Below are 15673 nucleotides of genomic sequence, written 5' to 3' on the forward strand. Positions count from 1 at the left end.
GACTATCAATCATAGCTCCAGGTAGGAATCGGCATATAACATATTGCCTTTAATCATGTCACAGGTTTTGATTGTCTCCATAAGCCTGTGGTCGCAAGGGTTTACAATGGCTGCAGTCAGACCGCATTGCATGGCCATTGCACAATAGGTGGCGTCAATGATCGGACGGACATGTTTTGGAGCACCATTGGAGACATTGCTTAATCCAGCATTGGTTCTGAGGCCCATTTCCGTGATCTGGCGAATGGTCTCAAGGACTTCCGGTGCTTTTTCCTGCATGCCCTTGATGACCAGAAACAGCGGGTCAAATAAGAGATCCATCGGGTCGATACCGAGCATCATTGCTTTTTCCAGCATTTCGGTGCAGTAGGTGATGCGTTCTTCAACGTCAGAAGGAATGCCGTCTTTAGCACACAGGGCAATAGCCATGGCATCGTTGGCGGCGGCGACTTCTAAGAGCCCCAGTCTTGGACCGGCATCGGCAGAATTGATAATCGGTTTGCCTTTGGAACGGTTGTAGACTCTGATACCGGCTTCAATTGCTTTTTTATTGGCTGTATCCAAACAAATCGGAACATTATCAAATTCATTCTGCAGAAGCTGAACGGCCCAGGCCATGACTTCTTCGCCGTCTCTTTCGGCAGGTCCAATATTCAGGTCGAGGTAAACAGCACCGGCATCAAGCTGTTCTTTAGCTCTCTGGAGAATCGGGGCAGGATTACGGTCAGCGATGGCCTGCCGAATGACTGGAGAAATACAGTGGATTCTTTCACCAATTATTAAAAATCTATCCATGTTAGGAGCACCTCCGAAATTTTTTATTGAGAACAGAATACTTCGAGTTAATACTTCAGGTTAATTCGTATCTTTTTCAGTTCAGTTAATGCCTTCCATCGTCCTTAAGAATTTAGGAAGATGCATGGCTTCATCAGGACCAATGATAACTTCCCAGTCAGGAAGACTGTCCTGGATGTCACCTTTCAGAACGGCAACTTTTCCAGGGATAATAAGCTTTCTGCATTTCGTTTTGCTTTCAATGCCAGACTCTTTAATGAATTTGGCAATGACCGAGCCGCTAAACTTGCCTGCGGCCCATGCTGTCAGTACAGAGTAACCGCCGGCATCAGGGATTCCCATCCAGGCCGGTACTTTGGATCTTTCCACTTCACCGGAAACAACAAAGTAAGTCAGGGCAAAGTCGACCGTAATCAAAACAGGTGAGTTGTCGCCAGGGTTATTGATCGGATAGAATTCCGGTTCAACTCTCATCGGTTTCTGCGGGTCAGTATAGATATTCTGTCTTAAACCGAAGAGCGGGAGAGCGCGGGTGTAATCCATATCGTCCATAACAATAAGGGAACCATATTTCATGGTGAACAGGGAGGCCAGAGCAACTTCCATAAATTTGTCGCCTTTGGCCAGCTCGTTGACAAAGACTACGGAAGGATAACCAAAGGTTCTGTCTTGTTCTTTTAAAGCTGTTCTGCGGATCTGCACAGCGTTGGTAAAAGCTTCACGTGCGGAAGCGTTGCTGATATCCAGCAGTAATTCTTTGTAATCAAGTTTCTGGACATTTTCAACCAGATCATACAATTCAGAAAGTGAGGGGGCTTTTAAGCCGAGAGGCAGTTTGAGCTCCTTGACCAAAGCAACCATTTCCTGATAGTTGTTGCTGTTAGCACCGAATACGATCGGGAGTTCATCTTTGACCAGTTCCAAAGCATCTTTCAGCACGGAAACATCGGCGCATACCAGCATATAGGCTACTTTTAAACCGGAAGCTTTGACTTTGTTGATTAAAGCCAGATAAGCGTCTTTGTTTCCAACATACTGTAGGGCAGCAATTTCAGCTTTCATTTCTTCGCCGATTCGGACATAGTCGACGTTTTTCATATTGGCGATTTTCGCATCAATTTGTTCCTGGGACATCGCATCGGAAAGCAGTACAGCAAATCTGTTGCGGTTGACAAAGGTTTTCTCGTGACGGAAAAGAACAGTTTCACCGCCAAGTTTACATTCGGCTTCTCCTTTGCCGAAAGTCACGATCTTCATCAGGGGAGCCGTGGACTCAGAGAGCTTTGCCATCGCATCATCACTCATGTGCGAACACTTGCTTATTTCTACACCGCCGGCTGCTACCTTCATCGCAAAAGCCATACAGGTAGGAAAGCCACATTCTTTACAGTTGGTTTTGGGAGTCAGTTTATAGATATCCAATCCGGACATTGCCATTTTCATTTTCCTCCTTGAATCAAATTACTATCAAAGTCTTCAAATATTAATTATTTCAGGTTATTCACCAAAGCACGGATCGTCTCTGCGGAACGCGGATGACGCAGAACAACAGCATCGGAACCGACGGCGATAACACTGGCGGCGGTGGAAACCTCCATGGCAATTCCACGCTCTTCCTGGCAGCCCCATTCCGGAGAATCTTCCTCTGTAGAGGCAGACTCTTTAACGTCCCAGGTATCAAAAGCAACCGGTGTAATAATCGGCATCTGTAAGGTTTTATCATTTTGACCCAAAGCAGCCAGTCTGATTCTGTCAATGGTTGAAGCGACATACTCAAAACCATAACCGACAGGTGCGGTCCCGACATTCATTACGATATTTTCGTTTTTGACTTCCAGTTGGTTGATTAAAATGTTTAATTGCTTAGCCAGGTTGATGTCAACCGAGGACTCAGCCGCTACTTTATGTTTATAAGCTGTTACGCCGGCTGCGGCAACATTCTTATAGTTATCTTCAACAGCGGATAACAGAAGGACATTTTTACCTTCCAGCTCTTGGGCTACTTTCTCAAATAATTTAAGGTCTTTCTCATAATTTTGTGTCCCGGCAATAACAAGAGGCAGTTTAACAGCATTAGCAACTTCCTTAGCCAGAGTGGCACATTCTTCAAAGGATTTATTTAGGCCGTTCGGATCTGCGCCTTCAAACCGTAAGCAAATGAAATCAGGTGCAAATTTTTCTTCCACATATTTGGCCCATTCTACAGTATTTCCAACAACCGAACCATAAAGCTCTTTAAGGCCTTTTACCCAATTTTCCGGGTAAACATCAAGAATTTCTAAACCGATCTTTGTACCACTACCGGTATCACCGTCAAAACTGTAAAACGGAAACACATTCTGTCCACCGAGCGCTAAGGTGTTTTCCCCTGTCCCTAATTCCAAGTTGTAAATGCTTCCACTATACTTTTGGACTGAGGTTTTAAAAGCCACTAGAATCTCCTCCTTCTTCTTATAAACCAATTATTTGGCAGATATCTTTAATTGCCCGTTTTGATAAACTGTCATCAGGCAAATTAACCAAGGCTTTTCCCTGAGAATCATACGCATATATCAATGGATCCAGGGCAATGATTCCCAGCAGTCCCAATCCCTGCAAGGAAATTTCTTCAATAATTCCCTCGTTTAATTTCCCATCCGGGGCTTTATTGATAATTAAATATTGTTGAGCTACTTTTAAACCTAGTTCTTTGACCAGCTTGTTAATACGGCCTACCGCCTGGACACCGCGGCGCGAACAGTCACTGACGAGAATCAAAATATCAATGTTTCTTGCTGTTCCGCGGCTGAGGTGCTCCATGCCGGCTTCATTGTCAATTATGACATAGTTGTACTTATCAGAGACTTTGTCCAGCTGTTCCCGTAAAATCCCGTTGACGAAACAGTAGCAGCCTTTGCCTTCGGATCTTCCCATGACGAGGAGGTCATAACCATTTCCTTCAGTAATACCGGTATTCAGTTGGTACTGAAGGTACTGGGCCTTGGTCATTCCTCCAGGAAAGCCGTCACGCATAGTTTCTCTTAAATTGACTTCTTCTCTGATTTCTCCAAGCGTAACTTCGATTGTTTCTCCCAGCACTTCGTTCAAGTTAGCATTGGCATCTGCATCGACAGCAAGTACAGGTCCTTGCTTGTTTTTTACAAGGTAATCGATCAGAAGTCCAGTAATGGTTGTTTTTCCGGTTCCGCCTTTACCTGCTACCGCAATCGTTTTTCCCATCGAAACTACCTCTTTTCTAGATCAAAGCAGAGCTTAATTGCTTTGACTTCCTCAACAATCTTGCTGTTCATGAAGGGAGACTGATCTGGCCGGTCAGAATTGACGACGTCTACGTTGTAAGAGATAAAGCCCAGGCAGGCTTCAGGATCGATATTTTCGAGGATATACGCTTTATCCAAATCGTTTTTGATCTTGTTGCCCACAGCATAAATTTTCGGTATGCCAATATCGGAAGCTAATTTCTTAATCTTGTGGTACGTTTGGAGACTCCTAGCTCCGGGCTCAACGACCACAATAAAGGTATTCACACCCTGGGCTGTTCCTCTGCCGAGATGCTCAATCCCGGCTTCCATATCCATAACGACAACATCTTTATTTTGCAGGACTAAATGAGAAGTAAGTCTTTTCAACAGGACATGTTCCGGGCAAACGCAGCCGCTGCCGCCGCTTTCGACGGTACCCATCGTCAACAGATTTACACCGTTACAGCAGGTACAGTATTTGTCCGGGATATCATCTACCTGAGGATTTAATTTGAATATTTTACTAAAGGAATCGGTCGGGGTACTTGTTCTTTCTGCAATCAGTTCTTTCATTTCGGCAATCGGCACGATCTTGGAAATAATCTCGTCAGGAAAACCAAGGGCTAAAGCCAGATTGGCATCAGGATCGGCATCAACTGCCAGGACCCGGTAGCCTTCCGCTGCATACAACCTGCTTAGAATTGCTGCAAAAGTTGTTTTTCCGACGCCACCTTTACCTGTAATTGCTATCTTCATTTAAATCACCCCGACGCATCATTTATCTTTTGTTATCTGTTGCCTGAAGAAATTCTTCTGGCAAAAAAACGACCATGGCCGCGTTTTTTAAAAGCCGGCAGGAGCTAAGTCGTCATAGTCGGTAACATTCATTCTCTGAACGTTAAGCGCTTCGATTTTGGCTCTCTTTTCTTCAATTCTGGCCAGCATTTTTTCTGCGGCTACAGCCGGATCTGTTTCAAAGTAGAATTTTGCCCCTACCCAGTCTTCCAGTCTGTTTGTCAGGATATCCGTAACTTCCGGGCTTCCAGTTACCGGAGGAACAACGCCTAGAAAGGTATCGATTCCGGAGCTTACCACGTAGGTACCGATTGCGACAGCTTTTTCGGACATCCATTCCGGAGCTGCACCGACAACCGGCAGTTCGCTCATATCGAGTCCCAGAATCTTGGCTACTTCACCAACCAGCTCAAGGATACGGCTGTTGTCAACACAGGAACCCATATGCAGAACAGGAGGAATATCGGCCAGTTCGCATACTTTTTGTAATCCTACTCCGCAATACTTGACGGCATCTTTGCTTAAGAGACCAGCTTTGGCAGCAGCCTGAGCCGCACAGCCGGTAACAACAACAATTACGTCATTGGCGAGCATCTTTTTAATAATTTCGATATGGCTGTGGTCACCTTTCACCTTCGGGTTGTTGCAGCCGACGACACCGGCTGCGCCTCTTAATACACCAGAGACCAAGCATTGCGCCAATGGTTCAAACGTGCCTGGCTTATGCGTATAAGAATTGACAACGCGGTCCAACTGGCCAATAATAGCCTGGTTGCTGTAACCGATCATGCCGGTTGATTTATGTGTTGGGATGGAAACTTTTTCGTGCTTTCTGTTTGTATAGTTCTCTACTGCTTTCCGAATTATTCCCTTTGCGCATTCATAGGCGTTGTTCTCATCAAATTCAATATGAACGGCGTCTTTAATTTTGGCAAGTTTTGAGGTGGTGATAAATTTGGTATGGTAACATTGAGCCAGGTTGGCCAGGGAAGGGAAGATACATTGAACGTCCACAATCATGGCTTCAACGGCACCGGTAACAATCGCGAGCTCCTGCTGATTAAAATTCCCGGCAATTTTAATGCCGTGACGCATCGCGACTTCATTGCCGGTACAGCAAATGCCGACCAGGTTGATTCCCTCTGCACCGACACCCCTGGCAAGAGCTTTTAGCTCAGGGTCATCAGCGGCAACAACGATCATTTCCGATAAACTGGGTTCATGACCATGCAAGACAATGTTCACCATGTTTTTCTCAATAACACCCATGTTGGCTTCAATTTCTCTCGGCATCGGGGTTCCAAAGATAATATCGCTGAATTCGGTACCGATATAGGAACCGCCCCAACCGTCGGTCAAAGATGTCCGCATGGAAAGATTGATCATGCTTTCAGCATCAGCGGTACAGCCCATATGTGTAGCATGCATAATCGATACAACTTCTTTGTCAATAGCATCGGGGAGGATATCATTATCTTCCCAGACTTTTAATCTTTGTTTAGTAATACTTGGCGGAATAACCATCGAACCAAAAGGCTTGCCAAAGTCATTCAGAGCTGCTTCAGCAACGTCATGGGCAACCTGGTAGATATCTTTGCCTTCTGTAGCCACACCCCATCTGGCTGCAACATTCAGCAGTTTTTTCTCGTCACGGATTTGATAATCTCCGTCCCGACTTGCCATATGAAGTACATGGGCAATATGTCTGCCGTGATCGGAGTGTGCAGATGAACCGCCTGCTACCATTCGGGCATAATGCCTGGAAGCAATAACATCCGCAGTGGCGCCGCAAATACCTTTTTGAACGCCTTTTCCTGGAATCGGGCTGACGCGGCAAGGACCCATGGTACAAATCCGGCAGCATACACCTTGCTCACCAAAACCACATTGGTTTTTGAGAGCGGCTTTTCTGTCCCAGAGTGTTTCAGAACCGTCATTTCGGGCCTTGACGTAAAGTTCTTGAGTAGCTAAATCTACTGACAGTGTTGTTTCGTCCAGTAATTTTTCGTCCATTGCGTTTCCTCCTTCAATAACCATACGTTGTCTTTAAATCGTTTAGCTGCTACAGATGGCTAATACTTAAAGTAAAAAGTGTCGTGTACTGAGGTTTTAACTCAAATCGGGCCATTTATGAGTAAATTCACAAACTTTTTTAAAGGATCAAAGCTTTATCTCTGGCAGTAAAAATGGTATAAAAATGACATTATATATTTAAGATTATTATAGTACGAAATTTTTTGGGAATATATTGATCCGTTGTTAATGAACGAAATGGGGGGCTGAATAGCAATAATTCAATTCTTAACAGCATAATTTATATATACTTGTATATAAATAAAAATTAAAAAAGTTATCTGTATAGGCCTGTATATTTTTGTATATACAAGGATAATTGCACTAAAAGAATTTTTTCACAAGATCTTACTTATCGATCTCACTTAGTAACTTAGCACGTATGGTTAGGATCTCGGGATGTTATGATATTCTGAGGAGATCTAGACGACAGGATAGTGTATGCCAGTTTTCCGATGATGGCAGAAAGCTCGTTTTTCAACATTTTACAGCAAATCACTACTGTCTTCATCATAATTCCTCAACTCAATCGATTTTTTTGCTTGGAATATATAATCTAATTCTTTATTGTTGAGATTTAAAGCGCCGATTCCGTTTGCAGTGGCCAGCTCCAAAACGGCGTGTTTACTTATTCCTGTCATAACCATGTGATCGACTTCATCATAAAAACCTTTTCCATGGGATACCCCGTATGAACCCGCATCGCTGCCAACGGCGATTTTTACGCCCAATTCAAAGGCTTTTTTGACTTGAGCTTTCTGAGCATCATAAATCCGGGCAATATTCGGCAATTGGTCTGTAAAGCGGCTGTCTTTTGAAGTAATCAGGTTTCCCAAAGGTGCTAACGTAGGAATCCAGATGGTATCGTGTTCCAGCATCAGCTGCAATTCATTTTCTGTCAGAAAATAACCATGCTCAACTGTATTTGCACCGGCTTTCACAGCGATACCAACTGCTTCTGCCGAATTAGTGTGGACCATTACGGGAAGGTCTTGATCCTTTGCCGTCTGTATCATGTAGTACATTTCATCATAACTGAAATGTGAGCCGTCAACTTTCCCGAATTGATTAAAATCTACAAGTCCGGTCAGTAGTATCTTAAGATGATCAGGATTTGACGCAAGCAGCTTTTTAAAAACATTTTTGAAATCAGCCATATCGGCGACCGGCTTGCCTAAGAAACTGCCGTAGCATCCTTGTTTGTAGATCGCAAAACCAGGGGTCCGGAGAATCATTCCTTCTTCAAGGGCCAGTTCTCTGGCCAGAAGAGATACATTTAAGTTATCTCCTCCGTCGCGCAGTGCACAAATCCCCATTTTTTTATATTTTCTAAGGAAATTGGTAATTATAGTTGGATTGGGGTTATCTTTGTGCTGCAGACGTGCCTCTTGAAAAGCTATTCCATCTAAAGCCAAATGAACATGGGCGTCAACCAATATGTTTTTAATCATTTTATTCACCTGGCTTTAAAAGGTTTTGCAGACCACCAGAAGGGGACCGCCTTTCTAGTGGTCACAACATTTCATTTTTCTCGTCGATCTTTATTTCACAGGACCAATTTTACCTTGTCTGAAAGCGGTGCTGAACTTTCTGCAGTTCTTGTCTTTACCCATTAATGCTTCAGTTGCAAGCAGGGTTGCAATCATATCTCTGCTGCAGGGATCCATAATCGCGGAATCCATACCAAAGAAAGTAGCCAGGGCCAGGAAGTTCTGGTTGACAACTTTTCTTAAAGGCATTCCAAAAGAGATGTTGCTCAAACCGGAAGTGATTTTGATTGTCGGGTACATTTCTTTGATTCTTGTCATGCTTTCATTAAAGGAGTACATAGAATTGTTATCAGTAGACAAAGCAATGACCAAGGGGTCGACATGCATCCTGTCAGGAGTAATATCATATTTAGCAGCTTCCTCAACCATTTGCTTAGCAATTCTGACTCTGGTGTCAACGTCTTTGGGAATTCCGTCATTGTCGCAAGTCAGCGCAATGACTTCCCAGGTCGTTCCCTTGATAAGCGGGAAAATGACATCGCATTTGTCGCCTTCCATGGAAACGGAATTGATAAGCCCCGGTCTCTTGGCATATTTAAAAACAGCTTCAATTGCACGCGGATTCGGGCTGTCAATACAGAGCGGAGTGTCAACGGCATCCTGAACAATATCCATTAACCATTTCAGTGTTTCCACTTCAACATCAGGTGATGTACTGGCACTGACATCTAGGTAGTGGGCGCCGTCATTGGTCTGGTCAATCGCACGCTGGCGGATAAAGTTAGCATCTCTCTCTTCAATCGCTTTTTTCACGATAGGGATTGTACCATTGATTTTTTCACCAATAATAATCATTTATCAAATTCACTCCTTTATGAAATTTGTATATACAGGTATGCGCTTAGAGTTTAACATTGTTTCTACATACGGTCAATATCTTTTTCGACAAAGTATACCTATATTCTAAAAAGATTTAGATTTAAAAAATAAAAGTATCCTACATATTCTATCTTTCATAGACTATTTAAATTGCTGGGTCAACAAGGTTTACCAGTGTTTTTTTCTGGCTGCCCGCAGACAGTTTTTCATCAAAATCGCGGTGGTAATCGAACCTACGCCGCCCGGTACAGGGGTGATCGCACTGACTTTGTTCACGACTGCATCATAATCGACATCCCCGCACATCTTGCCGTCACCGGCATCGTTGATGCCAACGTCGATGACGACAGTGTTTTCGGATACGTATTTGTCATCGATCATTTTGGCTCTGCCCATTGCAGCAATGATGATGTCCGCTTTCTTCGCAATTCCAGCCATGTCTTTGGTCTTGGAATGGCACATCGTTACGGTCGCATTCTCTTTTAAGAGCATCATGGCCAGTGGTTTTCCTACAACGAGGCTTCTTCCCATGACCACTACATTCGCGCCGCTAAGATTGTAGCCGTAATGGCTCAAGGTTTCCATACATGCTGCGGGCGTGCAGGGCAGGAGTCCGCTCATATCGCCTTCAAATACCTTGGCCAGGTTCAGTGGATTCATGCAGTCAATGTCTTTATCTGCCGAGATCAGGTGCTTGATGACTTCTTCGTCCAGCTGTTTCGGTAGTGGACGGAACAGCATGATGCCATGAACGGTACTGTCATTGTTGACCCCCGTCATGACTTTTGTGAATTCTTCCATGCTGATATTTAAGTCCAAAGGATAGGTCTTGGTTGCAATGCCAAGATTATCGCAGTTTTTAATAATACTGTTTTCATAGTAAACGTCGTCCGGACGGCTGCCGACGCGAATGATGCCTAAGGTCGGGTTGATGCCTTCAGCTTTTAAAGCCGCAACTTCCTGCTGGAGGTTTTCTTTCATGGCCTGGACAACGGGTTTAGCGTTAAGAATCTGAGTCATGCTGCTTATTTACCTCCCGTAATTGCATTCTGAACTTCCGCAAAGATGCGGTCGGCTTTGGCGGTATATGTGGTGACAAGTTCGCTCAGTTCGGTCTCGATTTTTTGTTTTAGAACCTGATCTTTCATGATTTGGGTGTTGATTAAGACATTCAGCTTGGCGCCTTCGAGCGCAGCTTTCAGGAAGGTTACGCCGACACCAACGTCGCTGATCGCAATACGGGTGCCTTTCTGAGCAAATTCTTCCTGAAGATTGATGCCGTCAGTGCAGCATCTAACAATATCAAGCGGTACAAGTGTTGCTTTAACCAAAGCAGCCTGCAGGGTTTCTTCTTTGATCCGGATTTCTTCTTCAGTATTTTTGGGCAGTCCGTAAGCCTGGGAAAGCGGATAGAAAGCATCAGCATCTTCCTTGACCAGAACCTGCAGTTTTTCAATGATCTTCTGGCCTTTTTCCATCAGGACGAGTACATCGGCTTCAACATCAGCATATTTCTTCTTGCCGACAGTTAAACTTCCTACCATGACACCCAGCGCCATGCCGATGGAGCCAACATATGCAGAAGCACCGCCGCCGCCAGGAACCGGCTCTTTGGAAGACAGAGCATCTACAAATTCGATACAGCTCTTTTTCAACATAATATCCATCTCCTGTTCTTCATTTTTTTCTAAATTTTTAGCTACTGATTATTGCATGAGCAACCAATATATAGCGATCCCATAGTTATGTTATCTTAAGACAAGTATTCTACAAAATACTCAAAGCTTAAATTCTGGCATCTTGCTCTAGAAACTAGTCTGTGTAATACATAGACAACGTCAGTGAATAAAGATTAAGAGCATTTATAGAATGAGATGGTAGTACAAAGCTGCCATCTCATTCTTATTGGAAACAATATCAAACTTTATCTTAGAATAAGCCGGAAATCTTACCGGTGCTGTCTACGTCAATGTTTTCAGCGGACGGTACTTTCGGCAGGCCGGGCATGGTCATGATGTCCCCGGTAAGTGCAACGGCAAAGCCCGCACCAGCAGAAATCTTCACGCCACGGATCGAGATTCTGAAGCCTGATGGACGTCCCAGTTTCTTCTGGTCATCAGACAAGGAATACTGGGTCTTCGCCATACAGACCGGAACATCACGATAGCCGATCTTTTCGATGTTCTCGATATCTGCGGAGCTGCTGCCAATGAAGTCAACACCGTCTGCACCATAGATCTTGGTGGCAATTGCGGTAATCTTGTCTTTGAGGCCCATGTTGATGTCATAAGCAAAGTTAAAGCTTTTCGGGCTGTCAATGATGCGAAGGACTTCTTCAGCCAGTTTCGCGCCGCCAGGGCCGCCTTTTTCCCAAACTTCGGAAAGGGCTACATTAACGCCCAGTTTCTTGCACTCGTCTTCAATCATTGCCAGTTCAGCTTCGCTGTCGGTCGGGAATTTATTGATCGCAACAACGGCAGGCAGACCAAAGTTGACGGTGACGTTTTCAACGTGTTTTAAGAGGTTCGGCAAGCCTTTTTTGAGGGCCTCCAGGTTTTCTTTGTTGAGATCAGCTTTAGCTACGCCGCCATGGGATTTGAGCGCACGAACGGTTGCAACGATAACAACGGCTTCCGGACGCAGGCCACTTAAACGACATTTGATATCAATAAATTTCTCAGCGCCGAGGTCAGCACCGAATCCAGCTTCAGTTACAACATAGTCGCCAAGTTTTAAAGCCATCTTGGTCGCCATAACACTATTGCAGCCGTGAGCAATGTTCGCGAACGGTCCGCCGTGGATGAAAGCTGGTGTATGTTCAAGAGTTTGTACAAGGTTCGGTTTTAAAGCATCTTTCATCAGGGCACCAACAGCACCTTGACATTTCAGTTGACCGGCAGTTATGGGTTCACCGCTTCTGTTGTAGGCGACAATGATTCTCTCAACTCTCGCTTTGAAGTCGTCAATATCGCTGGACAGGCACATGATCGCCATGATTTCAGAAGCAACCGTGATGTCAAAGCCGTCTTCTCTCGGAGTACCATTGGCTTTGCCACCAAGTCCGTTGACAATGGAGCGGAGCTGACGGTCATTCATGTCCATGCATCTTTTCCAAGTAATTCTGCGAACATCGATATCCAGCGCGTTGCCTTGTTGGATATGGTTGTCGAGCATCGCTGCAATCAGGTTGTTAGCAGCACCAATGGCATGAAAATCACCTGTGAAGTGAAGGTTGATATCTTCCATTGGTACGACCTGAGCATAACCGCCGCCAGCGGCGCCACCTTTGACACCAAATACAGGGCCTAAGGATGGTTCGCGTAGTGCAATAACAGTTTTTTTGCCGAGATAATGGAGAGCATCTCCTAACCCGACAGATGTCGTAGTTTTACCTTCTCCGGCAGGAGTCGGGTTGATGGCAGTAACCAGAATCAGTTTGCCATTCGGTGTGTCCGCTTTTTGATTCAATAAGTTGTAGTCGACTTTGGCTTTGTATTTGCCATAGGATTCCAGATAATCCTCGGGGATTCCGAGTTCTTTTGCTACATCTAATACAGGCAGCATGGTTGATTCCTGGGCAATTTCAATATCACTTTTGAAAGCCATTAATTGTTTTCCCCCTTTTTTTAATTATGGACATCTTTGCTTAACTTTATTTAGATTTTACGTAAGCACTATCAAATTTTTTCTGGACAAGATGGTCTATATCCATAACAGCAGTAGGTTTTTTTTTGTACATGAAACTCATCCAGTAAATAATCCCGACAAACAGGCTGCCGCCGACAATATTTCCGAGCGTAACAGGAATAAGGTTATTCACAACAAACGTTCCCCAGTTAAGGTGAGCAAGTTTTTCAGGTGTTACACCGAGCGTTGCAGCCTGGGCCACCCAGGTTGGGTTGGCTTTGGCGAGAATGCCGGCAGGAATGTAATACATATTGGCTACACAGTGTTCAAAACCGGAAGTAATAAACAGCCAGATCGGGAAAAAGATAGCGAGGAGTTTACCGGTAATATCCTTGGCTGCATTCGCCATCCAAACGGCCATACAAACCAGCCAGTTGCACAAGATCCCCATGAAGAAAGCTTTCGGGAAAGTCAGGCCCGTCTTGTATGCGGCGACTTTGATTGTAAACCCTCCGAGCAAACCTGCGGAAAAGTCAAACTGGCCGGAGTAAAGGATAAACAGGACGATAAGCATGGAACCAATAAAGTTCCCGACATAGACAATCGTCCAATTCCGCAGCATCTTTAGCCATCTTGATTCTTTTTCCATACAAGATACCACAATCAGGGTGTTTCCGGTGAATAATTCAGCTCCGGTGATAACCACCATCATCAGTCCTGTGGCAAATAAAGCACCAGCGAGTGCTTTGCCTAAGCCAACAGAAGTGATGGTGTGAATGGCAGTATTAGAGCCTTCCGCCGCGAAGGCAATAAAGGCTCCTGCTAGGATTGCCAACAGCAGCAATTTCAATATAGAAGAATTCGTTTTATTCTTTCCATATTCTACAAATCCCTCAGTAATCTCTGAAGGAGTCTTAAACATTTTTTCCATTTCTCCTACCCCTATTATAAGTGTATTTAGGCTGATTTAAAAGGTCATAAAGTTTAAAGGACGGTTACAAAGACTGAATGGCCTTTAAACCTTATGACCTTTATTCTTTTTCTTCGAAATTTGTTCTAGGTTTAATGCCAAGTCTTTCCGCAGAGTGGTCCTGGCCTTCAAAAAAGTTTATCCAGCCTGAAGTATGCTGTTTTTCCCAATTGTAAGGGCTCACATGATAGGAATTCAGCTTTTCTTCCTCAGAATAGCCTTTTAAGCGGTAATAGGCTTTGACCCAGATGCACTTCTGCTTGTCCGGATACACTTCACACCAGCCGTTGTAGCTTCCTTCACATGGGCCGTTCCGTTGGTTCTTGGGACAGTTGCCCATTGGACAGACGTAGGCTACATCAATCAGCGCACAGTCACCACAGTCCTGGCAATTGTACATGCAGGATTTGGCAAAGTGCTCAATGCCGTGAAAAGGTTTTTCCAACGCAGAATCTTTTATGGCATGACAAAATCCACGCATAAAGCCGAACATTCCTTTGTTGGGTTCAAACATCATTTTGTGAACAACTCTGGACATCTTATAATTTAAATCAAAGCTCTTCTCATAATTGTTGTAGTCATTGGATTTTTGAGCAGTATTCAGGCCGGTCTTTTCATCTTTGGCGTAAACATAGAAACCGTTTTTCTGAGGATAGTCAAACTCCCGGACATAATCCTGCCAGTTGGCGGCCAGTTCGTTTCCGCGGTCAATAATATATTCAACTTGTTCGTACGTCGTATTATGCCCGCCGAGATGAACGCCTTTGTATCCCATACCTTTCAAGATAGCAAAGAGTTTCGCTGCCCTATCGAGCATGGCGGCGGCACCCTTGTCACTGCTTTGTTTTTCCTGTTCCAGTTCAGCAACGAGCTTGTCCGTAATAACACATCCGGGGACTTTATTCATACTCATCGCTTTGGCAGCACCATAAGTCAGCAGGTAAATATTTCCCATTAAGCATCCGCGCAGGTTATTGTGCTTCACAAATTGATAGAGTTCGTGGTACTTCCTGACATCGTAGCCAACTTGGGGTATAATGAATTGAGCACCGTTCTCGATCTTCTTTCTGAGCTTGGTGTACTGGAGCATCTGTTCGGCTTCGGTGGCTTTAAAAGGTGAAACAGCAGCACCCGCAAAAAGATGGGTTGGCTGAAGTTTATTGACACCTTTAGCTGTGGGGAGTTCCAATCCGTCATTCATCTTGGCGATAAAGGCCAAGAGCTGAGTGGAATCAAGGTCAAAAACCGGTTTGGGCCGTCCGAAAAAATTACCCGGATCATGGTCGCCGGTCAGTACCAACAAGTTATGGAGCCCCGAACGTTCCAGGGAAAAAAGCTGGCTTTCCAGTTGCGTGCGGTTTTTGTCCTTGCAGGCAACGTGAATAATTGCATCGATGCCTAAACTTTTGATTTCCCTGCCAATGCCCTCAGGATTAATGCCGACACTTCCACCCGGGTTGTCAGTCAGACTAACTCCGCCAATTGAAGCGCTTTTTCCTGAGAAACTTCTTTAGAGCCGCGGCCGGGTACGAGTTCCCATGTTACAATAAACTCATTGTTGTCCTGTATTGCTTTACGAAAAGTGTTCTCCATAAGTATCCCCCTTTCCAATTATTCTCGAAAATCTAACATGAAAATAAAAAATAAAGAAAATAAAAAGAGATAATTGCGTCCAAACAATGTATACTATTGTATATACAGGGGTTTTGCTTACTTTAATATATCATCCGAATTTTCAATAGTCAATATATTTAAAAGACAAAAAATAAGAGATTTTTTAGAAAATAATTTCTATTTCGACA

General features: G+C 44.3%; 12 protein-coding genes and 1 pseudogene. All 13 read right to left on the reverse strand.

Annotated features, from left to right (window positions below; all coding sequences use genetic code 11):
- Nucleotides 1–9 precede the first annotated feature (9 nt).
- Nucleotides 10–795, reverse strand: a complete 786-nt coding sequence (gene acsE, locus A7D23_RS12935; RefSeq protein ID WP_025204936.1) for a carbon monoxide dehydrogenase/acetyl-CoA synthase methytransferase subunit — start codon at nt 793–795, stop codon at nt 10–12.
- Nucleotides 796–876: 81 nt separating this feature from the next.
- The gene (acsC, locus tag A7D23_RS12940) at nt 877–2232 is read right to left on the reverse strand and encodes an acetyl-CoA decarbonylase/synthase complex subunit gamma (RefSeq protein ID WP_025204937.1); all 1356 of its coding nucleotides are present in this window, start codon (nt 2230–2232) and stop codon (nt 877–879) included.
- Nucleotides 2233–2282: 50 nt separating this feature from the next.
- Nucleotides 2283–3227, reverse strand: coding sequence for an acetyl-CoA decarbonylase/synthase complex subunit delta (gene acsD, locus A7D23_RS12945; protein ID WP_025204938.1), 945 nt, complete (start codon nt 3225–3227; stop codon nt 2283–2285).
- A gap of 19 nt (nt 3228–3246) precedes the next feature.
- Entirely contained in the window at nt 3247–4014 is a 768-nt protein-coding gene (locus A7D23_RS12950) for an AAA family ATPase (RefSeq protein ID WP_038603022.1), read from the reverse strand.
- Nucleotides 4015–4019: 5 nt separating this feature from the next.
- Nucleotides 4020–4793 carry a carbon monoxide dehydrogenase accessory protein CooC gene (locus A7D23_RS12955; RefSeq protein ID WP_025204939.1) on the reverse strand — a complete coding sequence of 258 codons (774 nt, stop codon included), beginning with the start codon at nt 4791–4793 and terminating at the stop codon, nt 4020–4022.
- A gap of 87 nt (nt 4794–4880) precedes the next feature.
- Entirely contained in the window at nt 4881–6845 is a 1965-nt protein-coding gene (cooS, locus tag A7D23_RS12960; RefSeq protein ID WP_038603024.1) for an anaerobic carbon-monoxide dehydrogenase catalytic subunit, read from the reverse strand.
- A 545-nt stretch (nt 6846–7390) separates the two neighbouring features.
- Nucleotides 7391–8356, reverse strand: a complete 966-nt coding sequence (locus A7D23_RS12965) for an amidohydrolase family protein (RefSeq protein WP_019224857.1) — start codon at nt 8354–8356, stop codon at nt 7391–7393.
- 90 nt (nt 8357–8446) lie between these two features.
- On the reverse strand, nt 8447–9250 hold the full coding sequence (locus A7D23_RS12970) for a methyltetrahydrofolate cobalamin methyltransferase (protein WP_019224856.1): 804 nt from the start codon (nt 9248–9250) through the stop codon (nt 8447–8449).
- Nucleotides 9251–9442: 192 nt separating this feature from the next.
- Nucleotides 9443–10294 (reverse strand): bifunctional 5,10-methylenetetrahydrofolate dehydrogenase/5,10-methenyltetrahydrofolate cyclohydrolase, encoded by an 852-nt coding sequence (locus tag A7D23_RS12975; protein WP_019224855.1) that lies wholly within the window; start codon nt 10292–10294, stop codon nt 9443–9445.
- 5 nt (nt 10295–10299) lie between these two features.
- Nucleotides 10300–10932, reverse strand: a complete 633-nt coding sequence (locus A7D23_RS12980) for a cyclodeaminase/cyclohydrolase family protein (RefSeq protein ID WP_019224854.1) — start codon at nt 10930–10932, stop codon at nt 10300–10302.
- A gap of 271 nt (nt 10933–11203) precedes the next feature.
- Nucleotides 11204–12880, reverse strand: coding sequence for a formate--tetrahydrofolate ligase (locus A7D23_RS12985; protein WP_019224853.1), 1677 nt, complete (start codon nt 12878–12880; stop codon nt 11204–11206).
- 46 nt (nt 12881–12926) lie between these two features.
- Nucleotides 12927–13832, reverse strand: a complete 906-nt coding sequence (locus tag A7D23_RS12990; RefSeq protein WP_019224852.1) for a formate/nitrite transporter family protein — start codon at nt 13830–13832, stop codon at nt 12927–12929.
- 100 nt (nt 13833–13932) lie between these two features.
- Nucleotides 13933–15464 (reverse strand): annotated as a pseudogene (locus A7D23_RS12995) (methylenetetrahydrofolate reductase C-terminal domain-containing protein).
- Between the last annotated feature and the right edge of the window lie 209 nt (nt 15465–15673).

The sequence above is a fragment of the Dehalobacter sp. TeCB1 genome (assembly GCF_001707455.1).
Classification (GTDB): domain Bacteria; phylum Bacillota; class Desulfitobacteriia; order Desulfitobacteriales; family Syntrophobotulaceae; genus Dehalobacter; species Dehalobacter restrictus.